Below are 24836 nucleotides of genomic sequence, written 5' to 3'. Positions count from 1 at the left end.
CGTGTTTTTCGCACAAATACACAATCTTTTAATCCCACTACACTGCGCTCAAATTGACGCTAATTAATATCTCCAGAAAATATCACTGACTAAAACATTCATATTTCACATGAAATTAAATGCTTATTTGAATTGTTACCATTATTAAATTCTACAGGGTAATACCATGAGTATTTTTCATTATTTCCGTAAATAAGAAGCGGTGTTGAATGGATCGCAGACATTAAGTGTGTGATTAACCCTACTATCGAGCAGGTCTGTCGCATCGATAAAATTCGCGCAATAAAAAGCCCTCTGTAAAAAGAGGGCTTTTACATACTACCGGTTCAGAAACCGCTAAACGGGAGGAATATTATTCCCACTCAATCGTAGCTGGCGGCTTACCGCTGATGTCATACACCACGCGGGAAATACCGTTAACTTCGTTGATAATGCGGTTAGAGACGCGGCCTAAGAAGTCATACGGCAGGTGCGCCCAGTGCGCGGTCATAAAGTCGATGGTTTCAACAGCACGCAGGGAAACAACCCAGTCGTACTTACGGCCATCGCCCATGACGCCAACGGAACGTACCGGCAGGAACACGGTGAACGCCTGGCTCACTTTGTTGTACAGGTCAGCGTTGTGCAGTTCCTCAATGAAGATAGCATCCGCACGGCGCAGCAGGTCGCAGTACTCTTTCTTCACTTCGCCCAGCACGCGTACGCCCAGACCCGGCCCCGGGAATGGGTGACGGTACAGCATGTCGTACGGCAGACCCAGTTCCAGACCAATCTTACGCACTTCGTCTTTGAACAGCTCACGCAGCGGTTCAACCAGACCCATCTTCATCTCTTTCGGCAAACCGCCCACGTTGTGGTGAGATTTGATGACGTGCGCTTTACCAGTGGCAGAAGCCGCGGATTCGATCACGTCCGGATAGATGGTTCCCTGCGCCAGCCACTTAACGTCTTCCAGCTTCAGCGCTTCTTCGTCGAAGACTTCCACGAACACGCGGCCGATGATTTTACGTTTAGCTTCCGGATCGTTCTCGCCTTTCAGCGCGTCCAGGAAACGCTTTTCACCTTCAACATGAATGATGTTCAGGCCGAAATGGTCGCCGAACATATCCATCACCTGCTGAGCTTCGTTGAGACGCAGCAGACCGTTGTCGACGAACACACAGGTCAGGTTTTTGCCAATCGCACGGTGCAGCAGCATCGCGGTGACGGAGGAGTCAACGCCGCCGGAGAGGCCGAGGATCACTTTATCAGTGCCAACCTGCTCACGAATGCGGGCAACGGCGTCATCGATAATTTTTGCCGGGGTCCACAGCGCTTCACACTGGCAGATGTCGCGCACAAAACGCTCCAGCATGCGCATCCCCTGACGGGTGTGGGTAACTTCCGGGTGGAACTGCACGCCGTAGAAACGTTTTTCCTCGTGCGCCATGATGGCGAACGGGCAGTTGTCGGTGCTGGCAACGGTCACGAAACCTTCCGGAATAGCGGTCACTTTGTCGCCGTGGCTCATCCACACGTCCAGCAGTGGTTTGCCGTCTGCGGTCAGAGAGTCTTCAATACCGCGGATCAGCGCGCTGTCGGTCTGAACTTCAACCTGCGCATAGCCGAATTCACGTTCGTTAGAACCTTCAACATGACCACCGAGCTGCATTGCCATAGTCTGCATGCCGTAGCACACGCCGAACACAGGCACGCCCGCAGTGAAAACGTATTCCGGCGCACGCGGGCTGTTTTCTTCAGTGGTGCTTTCCGGACCACCGGAAAGAATGATACCGCTTGGGTTGAATTCGCGAATTTGTGCTTCCGTAACATCCCACGCCCACAGTTCACAATAGACGCCCAGTTCACGTACGCGACGAGCAACCAACTGAGTGTACTGAGATCCGAAATCAAGGATGAGAATGCGATGTTTATGAATATTGTCTGTCATTGACGCTAATTCCGAGGCAAGTGAAACAAATTCGCCCGGCATATAGCCGGGCGCGGAAACTTATCAGGAGCCCATGCGGTAGTTAGGGGACTCTTTGGTGATGGTCACATCGTGAACGTGACTTTCCTGAATACCCGCACCGCTGATACGTACAAACTCTGCTTTTGTTCGCAGCGCGTCGATAGTACCACAGCCGGTCAGACCCATACAGGAGCGCAGGCCACCCATCTGCTGGTGAATGATCTCTTTCAGGCGACCTTTATACGCAACGCGACCTTCGATACCTTCCGGGACCAGTTTGTCAGCGGCGTTATCGCTTTGGAAATAACGGTCGGAAGAACCTTTGGACATCGCGCCCAAAGAGCCCATACCACGGTATGATTTGTAAGAACGGCCCTGATACAGTTCGATTTCGCCCGGAGATTCTTCAGTCCCCGCCAGCATAGAGCCAACCATCACTGCAGAAGCACCCGCAGCGATCGCTTTTGCGATGTCGCCGGAAAAACGAATACCGCCATCGGCAATAACCGGGATACCAGTGCCTTCCAGCGCTTCAACAGCGTCAGAAACGGCGGTGATCTGCGGTACACCTACGCCGGTAACGATACGGGTAGTACAGATGGAGCCTGGGCCGATACCGACTTTAACAGCGCTGCAGCCGGCTTCCGCCAGCGCGCGAGCGCCTGCACCAGTCGCAACGTTCCCCCCGATGATCTGCAGATCCGGGTATTTAGCACGAGTTTCACGGATACGCTGCAGTACGCCTTCTGAGTGACCGTGAGAGGAGTCAATCAGCAGTACATCAACGCCAGCGGCAACCAGCGCGTCAACACGCTCTTCATTACCCGCACCTGCGCCTACAGCAGCCCCAACGCGCAGACGACCATGCTCGTCTTTACAGGCGTTAGGTTTACGTTCCGCTTTCTGGAAATCTTTAACGGTGATCATGCCGAGCAGATGGAAGCTGTCGTCAACAACCAGCGCTTTCTCGACGCGTTTTTCGTGCATTTTGGCAAAGACAACATCGCGTGCTTCGCCTTCACGAACGGTCACCAGACGCTCTTTCGGCGTCATGTAGACGCTAACCGGCTGATTCAGATCAGTCACAAACCGTACGTCACGACCGGTGATGATGCCGACCAGTTCGTTATCTTCAGTCACTACCGGGTAGCCTGCGAAACCGTTACGCTCGGTCAGTTCTTTTACTTCGCGCAGAGTGGTGGTTGGCAGTACGGTTTGTGGGTCGGTCACGACGCCAGATTCGTGTTTCTTCACGCGACGAACTTCTTCCGCCTGGCGCTCAATAGACATGTTTTTGTGGATAAAACCAATGCCGCCTTCCTGGGCCAGGGCAATTGCCAGGCGCGCTTCCGTCACGGTGTCCATTGCTGCGGAGAGCATAGGAATGTTCAGGCGAATGGTTTTCGTCAACTGGGTGCTGAGATCAGCAGTATTCGGCAGAACGGTAGAATGAGCGGGAACGAGGAGGACGTCGTCAAACGTCAGGGCTTCTTTTGCGATACGTAGCATGGGCAATATCTCACCTGGGAGGTTATTAAATATTGCCGCGGCATTATACAGAGCGTAACCGATTGCATCCACACTTTTTTGCAAAAAAACCTTGCGCTCCTCTGTGAGCATGTTACTTTCGACTGAATAACTTGCTGATTTAGAATTTGATCCCGCTCACATGTTATCCTCTCAGACCACCTCAATTTTTACCGTAAGCCGCCTGAATCAGACGGTTCGTTTGCTGCTTGAGCAGGAAATGGGACAAGTGTGGATCAGCGGTGAAATTTCGAATTTCACTCAGCCGTCCTCCGGTCACTGGTATTTCACGCTCAAAGATGACACCGCTCAGGTACGCTGCGCGATGTTTCGCAACAGCAATCGCCGGGTAACGTTCCGACCACAGCACGGTCAGCAGGTACTGGTACGCGCCAACATTACATTGTACGAGCCGCGCGGCGACTATCAGATAATTGTTGAGAGCATGCAGCCAGCGGGCGAAGGTTTGCTGCAGCAAAAATATGAGCAACTCAAGGCCAAACTGCAGGCTGAAGGGCTATTCGATCAGCAGTTCAAAAAAACGCTGCCCTCACCGGCCCACTGCGTCGGGGTAATCACCTCTAAAACCGGCGCCGCGCTGCACGATATCCTCCACGTCCTGAAGCGTCGCGACCCTTCCCTGCCCGTTATTATCTACCCGACCGCAGTCCAGGGCGATGATGCGCCAGGGCAGATCGTTCGGGCCATTGAACTGGCGAACGCGCGGGGCGAGTGCGATGTGCTGATCGTCGGGCGCGGCGGCGGCTCGCTGGAAGATTTGTGGAGCTTTAACGACGAACGTGTAGCACGGGCGATCTTTGCCAGCCGCATTCCAGTTGTCAGCGCCGTCGGCCATGAAACCGATGTCACTATTGCCGATTTTATTGCAGATTTACGGGCACCTACGCCGTCGGCGGCAGCAGAAATTGTCAGCCGTAATCAGCTTGAACTGCTGCGTCAAATACAGCATGGTCAGCAGCGTCTGGAGATGGCGATGGACTACTACCTCGTCAATCGTACTCGTCGATTTACCCAGCTTCATCACCGCTTGCAACAGCAGCATCCGCAACTGCGTCTGGCCCGTCAGCAGACCGTGCTGGAACGACTGCGTCAGAGAATGAACTTCGCACTTGAGAATAAGATTAAACAGGCAAATCAGCGTCAGCAGCGCATGCTGCAGCGTCTGAATCAGCAAAACCCGCAGCCACGTATTTACCGTGCGCAAACACGCATTCAGCAACTGGAATACCGCCTGGCGGAAAATATCCGTGCGCGTTTAAGCGAACAGCGCGAGCGTTTTGGCAACGCGGTTACCCATCTTGAGGCAGTCAGCCCACTGGCCACGCTGGCGCGCGGTTATAGCGTGACGACCGCAAAAGAGGGTGAAGTGCTGAAACAGACTAAACAGGTTACAGCAGGTGATGTGCTCACCACCCGCCTGTCTGACGGATGGGTAGAAAGCGAAGTGAGAGCTGTCACGAAGACAAAGAAAACACGCAGGAAAAAGCAGGATTAAAGCGGCACAAACGCCACGCGTTTCTTCGAGATAAGGCCATGACCGTTCTGGCAGAAATAATCCACCGCGCCACAGGCTTTAAGCACCTGCAGCGGCTGATTGCACTCCGGGCAGTGCGCTTCTAACTGAATATCTTTATTACAGTTATCACAGTGCGCCATACCGTTTTGCGGCTCCAGCTCTGCATGACAATCCGGGCAAATAATAGACATAGCGACTCCAGTACAGGGATCCATTACTGCGCTGAGTTTAACACGATGCGTTTAATGCCGCCCGCGTAACTGCTGCTGTAACGTTAACAAGCACTCCACTTCCTCCAGCCTGCGCTGCGTCGTGCGGCTCACTTCCTGTGGACTGCGTTCAAACAGACTTTGCGCGCCCAGAATATGCTCCGCCAGACAATGGGCATATACACTACCAGGCAGACTCCAGCGTTGTACAACATCACCGTCAATCAATTCGAGCACATCCTCGACACCACGGCGATCATGGCTAATGACACGACCATCGCGCAGACAAAGGCGCAGGCCTTTTTGTCCGCCAGCCGGCCCCGCGTATTTATTCAGCCAGATATCCAGCGGAATGCCGCTAATCTGTCCCTGCAGATGCGCCTCTCCTTCTGCTGTGGTCAGGTCGCCCTCTACAATATTACGTCCCAGACGGTCTTTAGCGCTTTTCACCTGCAAGGTCATACTGTCATTACCGCCCAGGTAACGCACTGTTTCACGCAGCATTGCCAGTACATGTGTGCCAATGTCCAGAATCACACCGTCCGGATGACGAAGCTCACGGGTATCCGGCTCACCGGTGGCAAAGTTTAGCGCAATAGGTTCTCCAACAGCGTTAAACCCGCTCGGTTCCTGCAAAAAACCGTCGATTTTAGCAATGTGTGAAAAGTGAGAGACAAGTGCCTGTTGCGGATTATCGCCCTGCCACTGCGCTCCGAGTTTGCCCAACGCCAGCTGCATTGCGCCATTGCGTGCCATCCAATGGTCGAGTGCCAGCACGCGGTTGGCAGCATCCGGTTGAGCCAGCAGCGTTTTCAGTTTTTCAATTTGGGAAAGCGTGGCGACAATAGGCTTTTCGACCACGATACGAGCGATGGGAGCCGCCAGCGCCTGTTCAAGCACATCAAGGTGATGCAGGGATGCGGTGGTAATAAACAGGGTATCAAGCGGCATTGCAAGAAGTTCAGCGAGCGACGTACAGCGTGTCACGTCTGCGGGCTGCTTTGCGGGTTGAACATCAAATCCCACACAGCGTAGTGCATCACCGAACATATTACGTAATGCGGGCAAGTATGCCGTTTCAACGACTGCACCAAGCCCAACAAATCCTAACAGCATGCTCTTACCTCGTTAATTGAATAGCCGGGACATAACGTCTGCCCCGGCACAATCGAGGTGTTATCAGGCGCTAGTTGCCGGTTTAGTTTGCGTATTCTCCAGCATGCGACGAATCGGAACAATGAGGATGATCAGTACCGCAGCGCAGATCAGCAGCGCAATCGAGCAGCGTGCGAAGAGATCCGGCAGCATATCCAGTTGGTCAGCCTTCACATGACCGCCAATCAAACCTGCGGCCAGGTTGCCCAGCGCACTGGCGCAGAACCACAGGCCCATCATCTGCCCGCGCATTCTTTCCGGCGCCAGCAGCGTCATTGTCGCCAGACCGATCGGACTCAGGCACAGCTCGCCAAGCGTCAGCATCAGGATACTGCCCACCAGCCAGAATGGAGAAACGCCTGCCCCGCCGTTACTGAGAACGTTTTGCGCCGCCAGCATCATCAGACCGAAGCCTGCCGCCGCAAAGAGGATACCGATAACAAACTTGGTGATGCTACTCGGGCGAATATTCATGCTTGCCAGCTTCGGCCATGCCCAACTGAATACCGGTGCCAGCAGGATAATAAACAGCGCGTTTATCGACTGGAACCAGACCGCCGGGATTTCAAAATCACCGATCATACGGTTAGTGTAGTCGTTGGCGAACAGGTTGAACGAGGTTGGCTTCTGCTCAAACGCGGACCAGAAGAACGCGGCGGAAACCAGCAGGATAAAGCAGACCAGCAGTCTGGCGCGCTCTTTACGGTTCAGACCGGCAAAGATGAACAGGTAGATAAAGTAGAGCGCAACGGAGGCTGCAATCACGTACACCAGCATGCTGGCAACCGCGACCGGATTAATTACAATCACGCCTTGCGCTATCAGCGTAACGATAACCGCCGCACCGACGGCCAGCGCCAACAGCCACGCGCCCACGCCGTTACGTTTCACTACCGGGCTATTCCAGGTGGAGTCGAGCCCCACTTCGCTGTCGTAGCGTTTCATTGATGGCACGGCAAATACACGGAAAATGATCAACGCTACCAACATCCCGATACCACCGATGCCAAATCCCCAGTGCCAGCCGTGAGTTTTAATCAGCCAGCCGGAAATCAGCGGCGCGATAAACGACCCCATGTTGATGCCCATGTAGAACAGCGAGAAGCCGCCGTCGCGACGCGCATCGCCTTTTTTGTACAGCGTGCCAACCATGACCGAAATACAGGTCTTAAACAGACCGGAGCCGAGCACAATAAACATCAGACCAATAAAGAACAGGTTGTTCCCCATAATGGCGGAGAGCGCAATTGACAGATGGCCGAGGGCAATCAGGATGGAACCGTACCACACCGCTTTCTGTTGGCCGAGCCAGTTATCCGCCAGCCAGCCACCCGGCAGCGCAGCGAGGTACATCGTACCGGCAAAGATACCCACAATCGCCGAGGCATTTTCACGTGCCAGCCCCATGCCGCCGTCATAAACGGTAGCAGCCATAAACAGGATCAGTAACGGGCGAATGCCATAAAACGAGAAGCGCTCCCACATCTCTGTGAAGAACAGCGAGCCGAGCGGATAAGGATGGCCGAAGAAAGTTCGGCTTTCTTTTTGATTAACAGAGGATTGCATAATTCTCCCGAAAGTTATGTCGTCGTGTGTGTAAACACCGCGATGTACGCCAGCCAGTTACGTATCTGACCGATTTTTTACATGCGGCGAAAATTTATTTAACCATTTGATAACCTAAGGCTAGTTTTGTCTAGTACCAGCCCCCGGACTTTAAGATGAAAACTCGACAAATGTCTACTTTCTTAGATTTAAACTTGGTAAAAAATGAATAGTGATTGACATCGCACGGGCTGAGGCTGGCGATGAAACTTCGAAAAAAAACCCGCGACAAGCACGGGTTTTTATCAGCATCAGCAACGGTTACTTGCTTTTTTTGATGTGTTTTATCAAACGTTTACGTTTGCGCATCTGCGTCGGCGTCAGCGTATTACGCTTGTTCGCAAACGGGTTTTCCCCTTCTTTGAACTGAATGCGGATCGGCGTCCCCATCACATCCAAAGACTTACGGAAATAGTTCATCAGATAGCGCTTGTAGGAATCCGGCAGGTCTTTGACCTGGTTGCCGTGAATCACCACGATTGGTGGGTTATAACCACCGGCGTGGGCATATTTCAGCTTCACACGACGACCACGCACCAGCGGCGGCTGATGATCTTCTGCCGCCATAGTCATAATGCGCGTCAGCATCGCGGTGCTGACGCGACGGGTAGAGCTGTCATACGCTTCGCGGACCGATTCAAACAGATTACCCACGCCGCTGCCGTGCAGCGCAGAGATAAAGTGTACACGCGCAAAATCAATAAAGCCCAGACGGAAGTCCAAGGTCTCTTTGACCTGCTCTTTCACTTCCTGCGTCAGGCCATCCCACTTGTTGACCACAATAACAAGTGAACGCCCACTATTGAGGATAAAGCCCAGCAGCGACAGGTCCTGATCGGAAATACCTTCGCGCGCATCAATCACCAGCATCACCACGTTGGCATCTTCAATCGCCTGCAGCGTTTTGATAACTGAGAATTTTTCTACTGCTTCGGTAATTTTGCCGCGCTTACGCACGCCCGCGGTATCGATGAGCACATATTCGCGCTCATCGCGTTGCATCGGGATATAAATACTGTCACGCGTGGTCCCCGGCATGTCGTAAACCACTACTCGGTCTTCGCCGAGAATACGGTTAGTAAGCGTGGACTTACCTACGTTCGGGCGACCAACAATCGCCAGTTTGATCGGCAGGTCCTGCGGGTTGAAGTCATCTTCAGGCTCTTCTTCGCCGTTCTCTTCGGCTTCCAGTTGCGCCCAATATTCTGCATCTTCATCCACTTCTTCCTGAGGAGCAACGTCATCCATCCACGGCAGCAGAACATGCTCCAGCAGGCTGAGAACGCCACGACCATGGGATGCCGCGATCGGATAAATTTCACCCAGACCCAGCGAGTAGAAATCGACGACCGCCTGATCAGGATCGAGTCCGTCAGTTTTGTTGGCTACCAGGAACGTCGGTTTCTGGCGCGAACGCAGATGTTTCGCAATGGCTTCATCCGCAGGCATCAGGCCAGCACGCGCATCTACCATGAACAGCACAACGTCCGCTTCTTCGATCGCCAACAGCGACTGTTCCGCCATGCGGGTTTCTACACCGTCTTCGGTGCCATCAATACCGCCGGTATCAATACAGATAAACTCGCGGCCTTCAATTTCCGCACGACCGTACTTACGGTCACGAGTCAGACCCGGGAAATCCGCAACCAGCGCATCTCGGGTGCGAGTTAGACGGTTAAATAACGTGGATTTGCCAACGTTAGGGCGCCCGACAAGCGCGACCACAGGTACCATGTTTAAAGCCTCATTTAATAAATCATCAGACAACGGGCACATTTTTTGCGCCGTTGTTAAAAACAGTAAAACGGCCCCTGCACCAGGAGCCGTTTTTCAAAGCGAGCGGCCGGGACGATTAACGCGTAATAGAGTACAGCGTACCGTCTTTCGCCTGGATCAGCAGTTTACCATCAGCAGAGACCGGCTCGGTCAGGAAACCAGAGCTGTCAACTTTCTGCTGGGCGACAAAGCGGCCATCGTCAACGTTAATCCAGTGCAGGTAGCCTTCGCTATCACCCACGACCAGATTGCCGTTATACAATACCGGGGACGTCAGCAGACGGTGCAGCAGATCGCTTTGCGTCCACAGCGTCACACCGCCGTCGGTGGTCAGCGCCAGTACACGGTCGTTCTGGTCAACCAGGTAGATACGGTTACCGTCGACGATGAAATCATTCACTGAGCCCAGTTCACGTTTCCACATGATCTGGCCGCTGCGCAGATCCAGCGCCGTCAGGTTACCATTATAAGCCAGCGCGTAGACAACGCCATTGACGATAACCGGCGTGGTATCAACGTCGCTCAGACGATCGATTTCCGTTGGACCTGTCGCCTGAGAAATACGCTGCTGCCAAATCATCTGGCCCTGCTGCATCAGCACGGCGCTTACGCGGCCGTTATCACCGCCAACGATAGCTGCGCCAAAAGCGGTCGCTGGGGCAGATTCGCCGCGCAGAGACAGAGAAGGCATATCGAGGTTAACGGTCCATTTGATAGCGCCATCAGCTTCGTTCAAGGCCTGCAACTGACCGTTACTGGTGTGGATTAATACCACGCCATCGCTCACAACAGGACGAGACAGCGCTTCACCGGCAACTTTCGTCTGCCATGCGGTGGTACCATCGCTGGTGTTCAGCGCATAAACCTGCGCTTTTTCGCTGCCAATGTAAACATGGCCACCGGACACGGTTACACCGCCAGAAAGCTGTGCAGATGCGCGGGAGAACCAGCCGTCTTTCTCACCCAGATTAACAGACCAGACTTCTTTGCCGTCGTCCGCATTCAACGCCTTAACGATGCCGGCGCGATCGGCTGCATAGACAACGTTATCCGCCAGCGCAGGATGAAGATTGGAATAGAAATCACCAATACCGTTACCTACAGAGGTGCTCCAGTCCGTAGACGGAGTAAACTGGTTTTCAACCACCGGTAATGGGGACATCTTAACGACATCTTCTTCGCCACTAAACAGTGAACAGCCGCTCAATAGGGTAACGGAAAGCAGCCCTGGCAGAAGTAATTTACGCAATTGCATCGGGTCCCTCTCAGATGGACAAATTATTGATTTTCATCTGCATCATTTCGCTCAGAGCAGGAGAGGCATCGCTTTTCACGCCCGCTTCCCATGCGCTACGCGCACCTTGTTTGTCGCCTTTGCTCAGCAATGCTTCACCGCGCAGGTCGGCAACAATGGCCGTCCACCCTTCACCTTTAATGGTGTCGAGTGTTTTCAGCGCGGTATCAGCCTGTTTAAGCTGAACCTGAACACGAGCCAGACGCAGGTTAATCACCGCTTTGAGATTCTCATCGCTGGTCGCTGCTAAGCCTTGTTGCAGCTGGCTTGCGGCTTTCTCAAGTTCATTTTGGTCAACAAACTGCTGCGCCAGTTCCAGTGAAGCTAACGCGCCGTAGGTATTTTTGTTTTCTGCGGCAAATTTCTCTGCAGCAGGAAGGCTATCCGGTTTACCCGCGCTAACCGCAGTCACCGTATTTTGATATGCCAGAGAAGCAGAGCGTGCGGACTCCGTCTGATGGCTGGTCCAGTAACGCCAGCCAACCAGCGCGCCAACCCCTAAAATGACCCCAACAGCCAGCGCTTTGCCGTTTTCAGCAAAGAAGCGTTTTACTGCATCAATCTGGTCGTTTTCGTTCTCGTAAATTTCCACGCTGTCCTTCTCCTTAGCCCAGTAGAGTGCGCAAATGCGCGGCAACGCTATCCTGCGCTACTGCCGTTTGCTCACCAGAGCGCAAATCCTTCACTACAACAGTACCGTCAGCCACTTCGGACTCGCCCAGTACCAGTGCAACGCGGGCGCCCCACTTGTCGGCGCGGGCGAACTGTTTCTTAAAGTTGCCGCCACCGTGGTTTGTCATCAGTTTCACACCAGGAACTTCATCGCGCAGACGTTCTGCAAGCCGCATTGCCACCGACTGCGTGTCCGCCCCCGAAGCGACCAGGTATATATCGACAACAGGATCTGCGTTAAATTCCGGATTAACTGCCTGAACTAACAAAACAAGTCGTTCCAGACCCATGGCAAAGCCCACGGCCGGCGTTGCGCGACCGCCAAGTTGCTCTACCAGACCGTCGTAACGCCCGCCGGCACACACGGTACCCTGAGAGCCCAGGCTGCTGGTAACCCACTCAAATACGGTGCGGTTGTAATAATCAAGACCACGAACCAGACGCTGATTGACGGTGTAGGCAATACCTGCGGATTCCAGCAGTTTGCACAGGCCCGCAAAGTGCTCGCGAGAGTCGTCATCAAGATAGTCGCCCAGTGCAGGTGCGTCGTTGAGCAGCGCCTGTACTTCCGGGTTTTTGGAGTCGAGAACGCGCAGCGGGTTAGTGTACATACGGCGCTTGCAGTCTTCGTCCAGTTTCTCTTTGTGCTGTTCCAGGTAGGCGACCAGCGCATCACGGTAGTTAGCGCGGGCTTCAAGCGAACCAATTGAGTTCAGCTCAAGGCTGACATGTTGAGAAATACCCAGCGCGCGCCACCAGCGAGCGGTCAGCATAATCAGTTCAGCATCGATGTCCGGGCCTTGCAGGCCAAACACTTCGACACCCAGCTGATGGAATTGACGATAGCGCCCTTTTTGCGGACGTTCGTGGCGGAACATCGGCCCGATATACCACAGACGCTGTTCCTGATTGTACAGGAGACCATGTTCGATGCCGGCGCGTACGCAGCCCGCAGTCCCTTCAGGACGCAACGTCAGGCTGTCGCCATTACGGTCCTCAAAGGTATACATCTCTTTTTCAACCACGTCGGTGACTTCACCGATCGCGCGTTTGAATAACGGGGTCTGCTCTACAATCGGCAAGCGGATTTCACTGTAACCATAGCTGCCGAGCACGTTTTTGAGAGTGCCTTCAATGCGCTGCCAGATGGCGGTTTCGCCAGGCAGATAATCGTTCATGCCGCGAATGGCTTGAATGTTTTTTGCCACGTTTATTCTCTTTATGAATATAAAAATGAACCCTCAGCGCTAACCCGAACAATGCGGGCGCCATGCGGGTTCAATCATACACGGGAAGCACGCCGCTTCCCATCACGTTGTTATTTTTCAAGCTGCTGCACGTCAATACGACGCGCTTCGTCCAGGATACTCGCTTTGGCGCGAATGCGGGCTTCAAGCTGCGTAATCATATCGTCGTTATCGAGTCGATCCTTACGCACGCCGTCTTCATACAGACCGCTTTTCTTGTTACCGCCCGTGACGCCCAGCGTAGAAACCAGCGCTTCGCCAGGACCGTTCACCACGCAGCCGATGATCGAAACATCCATTGGCGTAATGATATCTTCCAGACGTTGTTCCAGCGCGTTCACCGTACCGATAACGTCGAACTCCTGACGCGAGCAGGTTGGGCAGGCGATAAAGTTGATCCCGCGCGCACGAATGCGCAGCGATTTCAGGATATCGAAGCCAACTTTGATCTCTTCCACCGGATCCGCCGCCAGAGAGACACGCAGCGTATCGCCGATCCCTTCGGACAACAGCAATCCTAAACCGATCGCTGATTTTACCGCCCCGCTGCGTGCGCCACCGGCTTCGGTGATCCCCAAATGCAGCGGTTGAACGATCTGTTTCGCCAGCAGGCGATAGGATTCTACGGCGAGGAAAACGTCAGACGCTTTAACGCTGACTTTGAATTGATCGAAGTTCAGACGATCGAGGTGATCCACATGGCGCATAGCGGATTCCAGCAGCGCCTGCGGCGTCGGTTCACCGTATTTTTCCTGCAGATCTTTTTCCAGCGATCCGGCGTTGACGCCGATACGGATAGGAATATTTTTATCACGAGCGCAGTCCACTACCATGCGAATACGCTCTTCATTACCGATATTGCCTGGGTTGATACGCAGGCAATCGACGCCGTATTCCGCCACCTTCAGCGCGATACGATAGTCGAAGTGAATATCGGCAACCAGCGGGACATTAACCTGCTGTTTGATAAGCTTGAACGCTTCTGCGGCATCCATTGTCGGTACAGAGACACGAACAATATCTGCGCCGACGCGTTCCAGCGCTTTGATCTGATTAACCGTCGCTTCCACATCTGTGGTACGCGTATTGGTCATAGACTGTACGGCGATGGGCGCGCCATCGCCGATCGGCACATTCCCAACGTAAATGCGTGTCGATTTTCTACGTTGAATTGGAGCCTGGTTATGCATTAAAAAATCTCCCGCATTGCCGTCTGTTACTGAGCCGGTGATTGTTCGGCATTAACGGTCAGACGCGCAACCTGGTTAGTTCTGATAAAACGACTCAGATCGACAGGTTTACCCTGGAACTGAATCTGCACTGCCGCCGGAGCGCCAATTTTCAGTTTGTACGGTGCCTGACCCGTCAGATTCAGATTGCCGTCCTTACGCTGCATACCACTGAACAGTTTTTTTCCGGTCGCATCGGTCACTTCCAGCCAGCAATCGGCAGTAAAGTTCATTACCAGTGCGTTAGGATCGGCGGCAGGGGTAGTGACACCCGCCTGGTCAGTCGGCAGCGGCGCCGCGGTAGCTGGCGCAGCAGTTGCGGTATCGACGTTAGCCTGAGAAGGTGCCACAACGGCATTCTGCTGCGCATCAGCGGCAGGTGCCGGGGTTGCAGCAACATCTGGCGTAGGCGCTGCGTCCGCCACCGCGCCATCGTCTGGAGCCGGGGTAGTATCCTGGCCCGCTGCGGCGCTGGTATCTAACGGTACGTTCTGCGCACCATCTTTACCGGCATTCAGCTCAGCGGAGGATTGATCGGCCATGGTGGTGATCTCTTCCTGCTGCGCCTTATGGTTCTGCCACCACCAGGCTCCCGTCAGTCCGACAACGACAAACAGCACCAGCCAGGTAAAGGTCATTAACCAGCCGTCACGTTTCTTACGACGCTTACCGAGCGAGAAGCTCTGCATCGGTGCGACTTTGGCTGGGCGAATCGGAGCCTGTTTTTCCAGCCCTGGCAACAGTTCTTCTTCAGGAATATGCACCAGACGCGCATAAGAACGGATATACCCGCGCAGGAATGTTGAAGCGAGATCGGCTGGTGCCTTATCTTCTTCAATATCACGTACCGTGGAGACCTTCAGGCAAAGTCGCTCCGCGACTGCCTGCTGGCTGAATCCGAGTTGTTCACGGGCATTGCGCAGACGAACGCCGGTGGATAGTGCTTCATTTTTGTCGTGCGTGGCTTCAGTATTCATTCGCTACAGCTGCGTAAATTTGGGTTCTGATGCCGGCGAGCCACAATGCTCACCCACACCGCGAAACATCTGGTCAGTTAACCTTCGTCAGACAGTATAAAACGGTCAGACTATCAAAGACAAAACAACGTAAACCTGAGGGCTAAAGGCTTGTTGCGCCGCTACATACTGCCTTAAAGTCGACAAAAACGCACCGTTATTATTGACCTCACGAAAACAACAAAGAACCTCATTTGGCTTACGTTGCACTACGGTACATGAATTATACCGTAGTGCACTCAACATCAAACGGTCTTGATATCGATAGCGTCGCCCTGCATACGCTTACGCAGAGTACGCTTGGTACGGTCGATAACGTCACCCGCCAGCTGACCGCAGGCTGCATCGATGTCATCGCCACGTGTTTTACGCACGATGGTAGTGAAACCATAGCTCATCAACACTTTGGAGAAACGATCGATACGGCTGTTAGAGCTACGGCCATACGGCGCGCCAGGGAACGGGTTCCACGGGATCAGGTTAATCTTACACGGCGTATCTTTCAGCAGCTCTGCCAACTGATGCGCGTGTTCAGTACCATCATTGATGTGATCTAACATCACATACTCAATGGTCACACGACCCTGGTTAGCGTTGGACTTCTCCAGATAACGACGAACCGCGCCAAGGAATGTTTCGATATTGTACTTTTTGTTGATAGGTACAATTTCGTCACGAATTTCATCGTTCGGCGCATGCAGAGAAATCGCCAGCGCGACATCAATCATATCGCCCAGCTTATCCAGCGCAGGGACAACGCCTGAGGTGGAGAGCGTGACGCGACGCTTTGACAGCCCAAAACCGAAGTCATCCAGCATGATTTCCATCGCTGGCACCACGTTGGTCAGGTTGAGCAGCGGCTCGCCCATCCCCATCATCACCACGTTAGTGATAGGACGCACGCCCGTTGCTTTCACCGCACCGACGATTTTCGCCGCACGCCAGACCTGACCAATGATTTCCGACACCCGCAGGTTACGGTTAAAGCCCTGTTGCGCCGTAGAGCAGAATTTACACTCTAATGCACAACCGACCTGTGAAGAAACACACAGGGTCGCGCGATCGTCTTCCGGGATATACACGGTTTCTACGCGCTGATCGCCAACCGCGATGGCCCATTTGATCGTACCGTCAGAAGAACGCTGCTCTTCCACCACTTCCGGGGCGCGAATTTCAGCCACTTCTTTCAGCTTGTTACGCAGCACCTTATTGATGTCAGTCATGTCATCAAAGTTGTCGCTGCAATAGTGGTACATCCACTTCATGACCTGATCGGCACGAAACGGTTTTTCACCCATATCTTTGAAGAATTCGCGCATTTGCTGACGGTTCAGATCCAGCAGGTTGATTTTTCCATTTTTATTTGGAACCGCAGGAATGACGACTTCAGAGGTGTTAACTAATTCAGACATAATTTTTTCCGGCCTCGTTGTTACACGTTGTGGCCCGTGGAGGGTTAAAAAGAAACGCCCCGGCAAGCGTTCTGCTCTTCCGGGGCGTTGCATTGTACAAAGTCTGGCGCAGGTATGCCACGTTTGCACGAAGCATTAGCGAAAATAATATGTAAATCGCTAATTCCTCTCCAAAGGATTTCGCATCGCAGGAAAGCGGCACGTTCGAGCCTCCCCGAAAGCATAGAAAACAATGCGATGTGAAAGACGCAGGAGATTAGCGCGTGCGCGGGCAAACCTCGCCTTCACCGAAGAAATAGGCGATTTCACGCGCAGCAGATTCAACGGAGTCGGAACCGTGAGTACCGTTCTCGGTGAAGCTATCAGCGTAGTCTGCACGCAGAGTACCCGCCAGCGCATTCGCCGGGTTGGTTGCACCCAGCAGATCACGGTGACGCTGTACGGCATTTTCGCTTTCCAGAACAGAAACAACGATCGGACCGGAGGTCATGAATTCAACCAGACCGTCAAAGAACGGCTTACCATCATGCTCTGCATAGAAGCCACGCGCCTGCTCAACGGTCAGGTGCAGCATTTTAGTACCGACAATTTTGAACCCTGCTGCTTCAAAGCGCGCAAAGATGCTCCCAATAACGTTTTTTGCCACCGCGTTTGGTTTGATGATGGAAAAAGTACGTTCAATAGCCATGATTACCTCTGAAAAAGATGTTTTGTTGTTGTTTACCTGGCGCGGATTATAAAGAGCATCCCGGCAATTGACTATTGACGAAGATAACATTTCTTTAAAATAAGATGAATTTTAGCAACAAAAGTCACCTGGTGGTCTACTGCAACGAAAATCTCACCGTCGCCACCTGTCCGGCGTCATCCATCACCAGCAGTTGATAATCCCCTTTGGTCGCCAGCAGTAGCGTAAGATGGCGTCCGCGTTCATCCAGCCGTTCACCGTTAAGAAACCACCAGCGATCGCCAGTCCCACCGCTGGTTTGTACCGGCAATGAGGCCAGCGCAGAACCGGGTAAACGCTTCACGATCGCGCCATCACGAACCCCTGTCAACTGCAACGGCAGCGAAGCATCCTGCCCCAGCGGCGGACACGTGGCAGAAACCGGCGGTAATCTCGCCCCACGGCGCTCTGACTCCGGCAGCCATGGCTCCAGCGGTAAAGGCCAGACGATTAACGTTTGTTCGCGCGCCTGCGGGCAATCCGCCGCCACACGTTTACCTTCATCGTCCAGCCAGACGGGGAAACGAATGCCACTCACGCCCTCCTGTTCGGGCAATAACAACGTGGGCGGCTGGCTGCCGTCCAGCAGCCAGGTTGCCAGACGGCGTCGACAGTTACTGTCTCCGGGCGCAAGTGACTGCCCGCCCGGCCAGCACACTACGCCGCGGCTAACGGATTCAGGGCGCGGATCCTCCGGCTGATTTGTCCCGCGAGAGAGCAAAAGATTATTGACCTGATTGAGCAGCGGCACGGCGCTGGCAAAACCAAACTGGCCCACCACCGGCGTACCGTCGGGTCTACCGGTCCAGATACCCATCACATAACGGGCGTTAACGCCAATCGCCCACGCATCGCGATAGCCATAACTGGTACCCGTTTTCCACGCCAGCGGAACCACTCTGCTCAGCGCGTTATCCGGCAGCGGTTGCGCTTCGTCAGCCATAATGCGGCGAATAATCCACGCCGCGCCCACCGACATCAACGGACGCTCCAGCAGTGGATCGTCTGGCTGCAGGCGCAGTTTTCCCGCTTTTCCCTGACGGGCAAAGGCACTGTACGCCGCCGCCATGTCTTCCAGTCTGGCCCCTGCCCCGCCCAAAATCAGCGACAGATTCGGTGCGGCACCTGCGGGCAGATACAGCGGTAAGCCAACGTTACGTAACGATGCGGCAAAACGCTTCGGGCCATAGGCTTCAAGTACCTGCACGGCGGGTAAATTCAGCGAGCGCACCAGCGCTTCGCTCATACTGACCGGGCCATGAAAACCACTGTCAAAATTCCCTGGTCGATAATCTCCGGTTCGACGCGGCACATCCTGCAACAATGAAGCAGGATGAATTAATCCTTCATCCAGCGCCAGACCATAGATAAACGGCTTCAGCACCGAGCCCGGCGAGCGGATCGCATTCACCATATCCACATGGCCAAAGCGGGAGTCGTCATTCATATCTACCGACCCCACCCAGCCACGCACGCTCATATCAGTGTGATCGACCACAATCATCGCCAGCGAACTGCGCGCAGGTAAGCGGCCCTTCCAGTTTTGCGCCAGCTCTTCCAGTTGGCGCTGCAATCCGGCGTCAAGGGTGGTCACGATTTTATCGCTCCGGCTTTTTCCCAGCATCATGCGCGAGAATAACGGCGCTAACTGCGGCATTTGTCTGGGCGCCAGCCAGACCGGTTCTTCGCGTGACTCCTGCACCTGTCTGGCAGGCCAAACGCCCTGCGTCGCCATGCGCTCAAGCACTTTATTGCGCGCCGCTTCAGCGCGATCCGGCCAGCGGTCCGGGCGCAGACGGCTCGGTGCCTGCGGCAACACGGCCAGCAGCGCGGCATCGGAATAACTCAACTGTGCGGGAGATTTACCAAGGTAGGCCCAGCTCGCAGCACCCACGCCCTGCAGCGTGCCGCCAAACGGCGCACGGTTAAGATATAGCGTCAGGATGTCGCGCTTAGAAAGATGCCATTCCAGCTGCAATGCGCGCCAGAGCTGGCGGAACTTGCCGCCGAAAGTTCGCGGGTGGGGATCGAGCAATCGTGCGACCTGCATGGTGAGCGTACTGCCGCCTGAAACGACGCGACCTGAGGAGAGGTCCTGCCATGCCGCGCGCAGCACTGAAAACGGATTGACGCCGGGATGTTTCCAGAACCAGCGGTCTTCGTAGTTGATTAACGCCTCAAGGTAACGGGGGGACACCTCATCAATAGTCACCGGATAACGCCAGATACCGTCCGCGTCGGCGAAGCGCCATAGCGGCGTACCATCGTAAGCCACCACGACACGTGCCGGATCGACTTCGTGAAGCGGCAGCGGCCAGATTTTATCTGCCGCCCAAACCCCCGCTACCAGCAATAGCGCAACGGCTGCCAGCCAGAGCCAGCAGCCGCGTTTCCCCAACCCGCGCATCATTTACGGTCTGACAATCAAAAGCCCCTCTGTCGCACCGGTCGCGCGCCACTGCGGAACATACATTGACTCCACCTGCGGCACAGGAACCTGATAGGTCCCCGGCGTTACCGCCCGCGCCAGATAGACCAGCGTCACCGGCTGTCCTTCGTTGACCGCTACCGCGGCGACAAAGCGATCGTCACGGAATTCAACGTGCTGGATATCCGCCTGCTGCATCTGATTGAGCAAATTCGCTACCTCGCTGCCGCTGTCCTGCAGGCTGGCGCTGCCGTTGGCCAGATTCTGGTTTTCCAGCTCCAAGCCGGCTGGCAGTAAGTCAACCACCAATGCATCCGGTACGTTCTGGCTGGCTTTCACCTCCAGCCAGACCAGTACCAGCTCGCCGCTGCGCAGAGAATCCAGCGCTTTGCTGTTCCCGTCGAGCCCCAGGATCTGACGCTCAATGTGCAGGACGTTGCTGGCAGGCGTCGGCGAGGTTTGCGGGTAACCACTCACATCCAGACGCAGCCACAGCGGCAGATTACCGGTATTGGTGACGTTCAGCGTAGACAGCGCGTCAGCATCCAGATTACGCGTTTGTGATTTCTCCCCGGCTAACGCCTGTTCAGAGAGTGACGTTTGCGCCTGCCACGAGCCAGGCAAGTCCTGTAACGTACGCGCGGCAAGGAACAGCGCATTGTTTTCCTGAGTAGAGAGCCAGCGCTGCCCAAAGGCCTGTTCTGACAAAGTGTTCAGCAGCGTATTCTGCACTTCAGGTTTAAGCTTGTTCTCTTCCAACAATGCCAGCATCAGCGCGTTGTCACGTAGCTGACTGCCGTAATCCGCCATCCACTGCTGCGCATCACGGCGTGGCGTATTCAGCGCCAGCGTCAACGCTTGTTCACTGCGGTTGGCGTCGCCCATGTTTTTCAGCGCTATCCCCAGTTGCAACAGCGGTAAACCGGAAGCCGCCTGTGCACGACGCTCCCAGATCTCACGCAGCGCGCCGAGCGGGGCTTTCTGCTGACGAGCCAGCACCAGCGCGGCGTAGGCCTGTACGGCAAACCGGCTTGCTGATGCGTCGTCGGTATAGCGAATCGACATCATGCCCGGATCCTGCAAATAGCGCAGCAGCCGCTCGTTACCCCGGTTAATCACCTCTGCCGGAACGCTATAGCCCTGTTCATTCGCGCGAACGAGGAAATCCATCACATACGCGGTCAGCCAGTACTCTTCCGACCCGTTCTTATCCCACAGCGCAAAACCGCCGTTATCACGCTGCATTTGCAGTAAACGAGAGATGCCAATCTCTACTGCCGCACGGCGTTTTTCATCGCTGTCGCCCGCGATACCTAACGCCTTCAACTGCGCGGCATTGGTGTATAAGGATGGGAACAACCCGCTCGCCGTTTGCTCGAGGCAACCGTAAGGGTAAGCTTTCAGTTCACGGATATAGCGCGCCAGATTCAGCGGTGGCTTACCGCTGAACAGCAGTTGTCCCTGCATCGTCACAGGAGAGAAATTCGTCAGTTCTTCGCCCGGAATCTGCCAGGTTGCGCCCGGCTGAAGTGCGACGCCGTAATTAACAGTTTGCGCCGGGAACGCCGGTCGCACGCCAATTTTCCACTGTTTATGCTGAACAGGCAGCGTTTCACCCGGTAGATTCAGACCGCTAATTTGCGCCTGAATTTCGCCATCGCCAAAGCCCTCCCGCGCACGCACCGGAATAAACAGCGTAGTCCGTACGCCTGGCGCCAGATTCACCGGGGCGGGATCTTGCCCCATCAGCTCCAGTAAACCGCTGGCCGCGAGATTAATAATCAGCGTTTGCGGTTTGTCAGTCAGATTGGTCACGTCCAGCGTCAGGCGCGAGGTATCGCCCCCCGCCAGAAAGCGCGGCATGTTCAGTTCAGAAATTACCGGCGCGGCGACAATCACTTTGCTTTCGCTACTGCCAAAATCATCCGCCGTCCAGGCTTGCGCCATTACCCGCAGCTCGCCGTTGAAATCACCAATTGGTAACGTCACCGTACCTTCGCCCTGCTCGTTAAGCGTCACTGGCAGCGCCTGTTGCGCCACGATATTGACGTGATTAACCGGTGGCTTGCCGCCGCGTTTTAACTCATCGCCATCACCACCAAAGCGCAGCGCCGCCAGACGTCCTTGCCCTTCGATCACCTGGCCGTAAATATCATAAATATCCGCGCCATAGCGTTTTTGCCCGAAAAACGCCTGCCACGGATCCGGCGTGGCGTAATCGGTAATGTTCAACACCCCGCTGTCAACGGCTGAGACCAGCACGTTAACCTGTTTTGGCACGTCGCCATTTTTAACGCTGGCTTTAATCTTGACGGTCAACGGCTGATTTGGACGCATTTTCGCCGGACTTTCCAGCGCCAGCGCCAGACGACGGTTTTCATCGCCTAACGGCAAATGCAGTAAGCCGACTGCCCGCTTTGGCGTTGCCGAACGAGACTTGTCGCCAGGACGAACCACCAGCGCGCTGAGATACAAGTCATGGCGATTCCAGGTTTTATCGACCGGGATGGAGATATCAAGACCATCCGTCGGTACGTCTATCTCTTGCCACCACAACGGGCCTTCGCTGGACTCCACCATCGCGTAACCTTTGCCAGCAGCGGGTGCGGCAATGTGTAGCCTCATGGTATCGCCGGGACGATAGCCGGGTTTATCCAGTTTCAGGGTCACGCGATCGGGACGCACTGCCCCGCTGCCGTCGCTGTTATCCTGCCAGCTATAACCAGCCCAGAAGCGCACGCTGCTCACCGCATCATTCGGAGCTTTCACTTCCAGGCGATAGGCACCCCACTCGACAGGGAAGCTGACTTTACCGGTCTCATCGGCCTTAAGATCCAGGGTCTGCTCACCCTCAACCAGATCTTTTTGATCGAACTGCGATTGCCAGCCCTCGCCTTCAGACCAGTTCCAGTAATAATCACGGCGTTCACGGATCAAACGCACCTGTAAACCGGACACCGCTTTTTTCTCACCTTGCGCATCGGCATACACAATATCAAAAGCGGCATTGCTGTTTTCATCAACGCCAGGCTGATTGACGGTAGTATCGGTGCGGTAGTCATAAACGGCTCTCGCCGCAAACTGCGGACGAATACCTGGCAGCGTATCCGTAGGCCAGATGGCTTGTTCAACCCGACGCGTCACCGGACGGCCACCCGACTCCAGCAGGCTGGCTTGCAGAATCACCTGTAACGGAGAATGCGTCTCCTGCCATTGGCTGTTGGTAGTCACTTCGCCGCGACCGTGATCATCCAGCGTCAACTGAACCTCATCGAGGCTGCGAGAAAGATTTTCTTCGGCAATATTACCAAACTGGAACCCCGGTAATGCCTGCACCGCTTCCCGCAACGGGCGCAGGAAAAGCTGCCCTTGCAGAGCATTGCCGTTGGCGGGCGCGCCGTACAGGTAGTAGCCCACCACCGAGAACTTCACTTCATCAGTTGGAGCCACCGGCATTTTATTGGCGGTGAGATTGAGCGCCATCCGCTCAGGCATGAAATCTTCGACGTGGAAATCCCACATCCGCGACTGGTTGTCGCCAGTATTGGCACGAATATGCCACATGCCGGTGGGCGCGCTGCTGTCCAGCGGCCAGCTAAAGCGATACAGACCGTTTTCCGGCTGGCTCACTACCGAGCGTAACACCTGTCCGTCGGGCTTAACGACCTCCAGCTTCACCGGCTGGTCAGGCAGCGTTTTGCCGTCGCTATCTCGCAGTAATCCGTTGAGGATCACCGTTTCGCCAGGGCGATAGAGGTCTCGGGGGCCAAACATAAAGAACTGCTTGCTGTATCCCGGCGCGCCGGCAATATCAAATTCAGCCAGATCCAACGCCGGGAGCTTCAGGTCCAGCAGCGTGGTTTGCCCGTCTTTGCGGGCCAGCAATAAGGCCGCGTCTTTATCGGTTTCCAGCTTGACGTGACCCTGCGCGTCACTGGTAGCCTGCGCCAGCGTCTGCCCTTTTTCGTTGAGTAACGTGACCTCAATACCCTGCTGCGCAGCGCCGTTTTCCAGACTCTGCGTAAAGACATCCAGTTGATTGTGGTAACGGTGCGCAGAGACACCAATGTCACTGAGCGTAAACAGCGTAGCAGCATTGCTGTAGTTATAGTGTCCGGCCTGATTCATCACCGCAATGTAAACGCCTGCTTGCTGCAACGGCTTGATATCGCTCAGTGGCAGTAGCAGCTTCTCTCGGGTGTTACGCTCAGGATTGAGGTCAAAGCGTCCGGTATAAACCAGCTCCGCCATTTTCAGCAGATTGTCTGACTCCCAGTTTGACAACGAATTACGGTATTCCCACTGGCTGACAAACGCACCGAGCGACTCAGGCTTCACGCGAAAGAAGTTCACATCCACGCTATTAACGTTAAGGGCCATCACCGGTAACCCTTCAATCACTTTTCCCGGCAGCAGCGAGCCGCGACTAGCGAACCCTACGCTTGGCTGGACGTCGCGGGTGGTAATGTTTTTTTCATAATCGATAGCGAACGTCGCTTTATTCAGCGCCAGTAAATCACGCTCAATGGTAACCACCAGTTCCCGATTAGGTTCGAGATGGCGTAAGCGTAGCTCTTTTAGATTTGGCGCCAGCTCCCAGGCACCATCCACTTTGCCGCTTTTTTTATCAACAACGTGCACTACGCGAGAAAAATCTTGTTCCGGATCGAGGGGAATGGAAAAGGTTAAAACGAGCGTTGCCGCGCCATCGAGCTGGACCTCGGAGGCATCAAGCAACGTCAGCGACTTGCCCTGGCTTTGCTGAATCAGCTTTTGTAATTGGGCCTTATCTTTTGCTGGCGCAGTCTGCGGTGCAGGCGCATCAGGCTTCGCAGCCGTCGGTGATTTTTCGTTATTATTATCGCACCCAACCAGTGCCAGCATCAGCATACAGGCCGCTACGCGTAAATGTTTCATTTTTCATCCCTGGCCGTAGTGGCCCGTTAGCTACGTAGAACAACTATTATGCGTCAGATTTTCGGCTGTGGAAGCCAGTAACTGTTCCAGGTTGTCCTATTTTTTCGTGATTAATGTGGATTCGCCTGACAAAT

At 54.5% G+C, this 24836-nt stretch carries 16 protein-coding genes; 1 reads left to right on the top strand and 15 read right to left on the bottom strand.

What is annotated here, in order from left to right; all coding sequences use genetic code 11:
* Positions 1-352 precede the first annotated feature (352 nt).
* Positions 353-1930 carry a glutamine-hydrolyzing GMP synthase gene (guaA, locus tag GFC06_RS10865; protein ID WP_016153990.1) on the bottom strand — a complete coding sequence of 526 codons (1578 nt, stop codon included), beginning with the start codon at positions 1928-1930 and terminating at the stop codon, positions 353-355.
* Between the two features lie 63 nt (positions 1931-1993).
* Positions 1994-3460: an IMP dehydrogenase gene (gene guaB, locus GFC06_RS10860; RefSeq protein ID WP_019077375.1), complete on the bottom strand. Its 1467-nt coding sequence runs from the start codon at positions 3458-3460 to the stop codon at positions 1994-1996.
* A gap of 160 nt (positions 3461-3620) precedes the next feature.
* On the opposite strand from guaB, the gene xseA reads away from it, so the two are divergent.
* Complete coding sequence (gene xseA, locus GFC06_RS10855; protein WP_049282288.1) at positions 3621-4994, top strand: exodeoxyribonuclease VII large subunit; 1374 nt, start codon at positions 3621-3623, stop codon at positions 4992-4994.
* Here the strand turns inward: xseA and GFC06_RS10850 are convergent.
* From GFC06_RS10850 to GFC06_RS10790, 13 genes are all read right to left on the bottom strand, one after another.
* A complete protein-coding gene (locus GFC06_RS10850) occupies positions 4991-5206 on the bottom strand; it encodes a zinc ribbon domain-containing protein (RefSeq protein ID WP_016157125.1) in 216 nt (71 codons plus the stop codon). The genes xseA and GFC06_RS10850 overlap by 4 nt on opposite strands.
* A gap of 51 nt (positions 5207-5257) precedes the next feature.
* The gene (locus tag GFC06_RS10845) at positions 5258-6340 is read right to left on the bottom strand and encodes a Gfo/Idh/MocA family oxidoreductase (RefSeq protein WP_153690145.1); all 1083 of its coding nucleotides are present in this window, start codon (positions 6338-6340) and stop codon (positions 5258-5260) included.
* Positions 6341-6403: 63 nt separating this feature from the next.
* Entirely contained in the window at positions 6404-7945 is a 1542-nt protein-coding gene (locus GFC06_RS10840; RefSeq protein ID WP_016157127.1) for a peptide MFS transporter, read from the bottom strand.
* A gap of 300 nt (positions 7946-8245) precedes the next feature.
* Complete coding sequence (gene der, locus GFC06_RS10835; protein ID WP_016153996.1) at positions 8246-9718, bottom strand: ribosome biogenesis GTPase Der; 1473 nt, start codon at positions 9716-9718, stop codon at positions 8246-8248.
* Between the two features lie 118 nt (positions 9719-9836).
* Positions 9837-11015 (bottom strand): outer membrane protein assembly factor BamB, encoded by a 1179-nt coding sequence (bamB, locus tag GFC06_RS10830; protein ID WP_153690144.1) that lies wholly within the window; start codon positions 11013-11015, stop codon positions 9837-9839.
* 10 nt (positions 11016-11025) lie between these two features.
* Positions 11026-11646 carry a YfgM family protein gene (locus GFC06_RS10825; RefSeq protein ID WP_016157128.1) on the bottom strand — a complete coding sequence of 207 codons (621 nt, stop codon included), beginning with the start codon at positions 11644-11646 and terminating at the stop codon, positions 11026-11028.
* A gap of 13 nt (positions 11647-11659) precedes the next feature.
* Positions 11660-12934: a histidine--tRNA ligase gene (gene hisS, locus GFC06_RS10820; protein WP_016153999.1), complete on the bottom strand. Its 1275-nt coding sequence runs from the start codon at positions 12932-12934 to the stop codon at positions 11660-11662.
* Between the two features lie 110 nt (positions 12935-13044).
* Positions 13045-14163: a flavodoxin-dependent (E)-4-hydroxy-3-methylbut-2-enyl-diphosphate synthase gene (gene ispG / locus GFC06_RS10815; protein WP_153690143.1), complete on the bottom strand. Its 1119-nt coding sequence runs from the start codon at positions 14161-14163 to the stop codon at positions 13045-13047.
* Positions 14164-14189: 26 nt separating this feature from the next.
* Positions 14190-15179, bottom strand: a complete 990-nt coding sequence (rodZ, locus tag GFC06_RS10810; RefSeq protein WP_016154001.1) for a cytoskeleton protein RodZ — start codon at positions 15177-15179, stop codon at positions 14190-14192.
* 284 nt (positions 15180-15463) lie between these two features.
* The gene (locus tag GFC06_RS10805) at positions 15464-16630 is read right to left on the bottom strand and encodes a bifunctional tRNA (adenosine(37)-C2)-methyltransferase TrmG/ribosomal RNA large subunit methyltransferase RlmN (protein ID WP_016154002.1); all 1167 of its coding nucleotides are present in this window, start codon (positions 16628-16630) and stop codon (positions 15464-15466) included.
* Positions 16631-16886: 256 nt separating this feature from the next.
* Entirely contained in the window at positions 16887-17318 is a 432-nt protein-coding gene (ndk, locus tag GFC06_RS10800) for a nucleoside-diphosphate kinase (protein ID WP_003037710.1), read from the bottom strand.
* A gap of 136 nt (positions 17319-17454) precedes the next feature.
* On the bottom strand, positions 17455-19767 hold the full coding sequence (pbpC, locus tag GFC06_RS10795; RefSeq protein WP_153690142.1) for a peptidoglycan glycosyltransferase PbpC: 2313 nt from the start codon (positions 19765-19767) through the stop codon (positions 17455-17457).
* On the bottom strand, positions 19768-24702 hold the full coding sequence (locus GFC06_RS10790) for an alpha-2-macroglobulin family protein (RefSeq protein WP_153690141.1): 4935 nt from the start codon (positions 24700-24702) through the stop codon (positions 19768-19770). It lies immediately after the preceding gene.
* Positions 24703-24836: the final 134 nt, after the last annotated feature.

Origin of the sequence: Citrobacter braakii, assembly GCF_009648935.1 — a bacterium.
GTDB lineage: Bacteria > Pseudomonadota > Gammaproteobacteria > Enterobacterales > Enterobacteriaceae > Citrobacter > Citrobacter braakii.
Note: the sequence above shows the minus strand (reverse complement) of the source record. Positions and strands in the feature narration are given on the sequence as shown.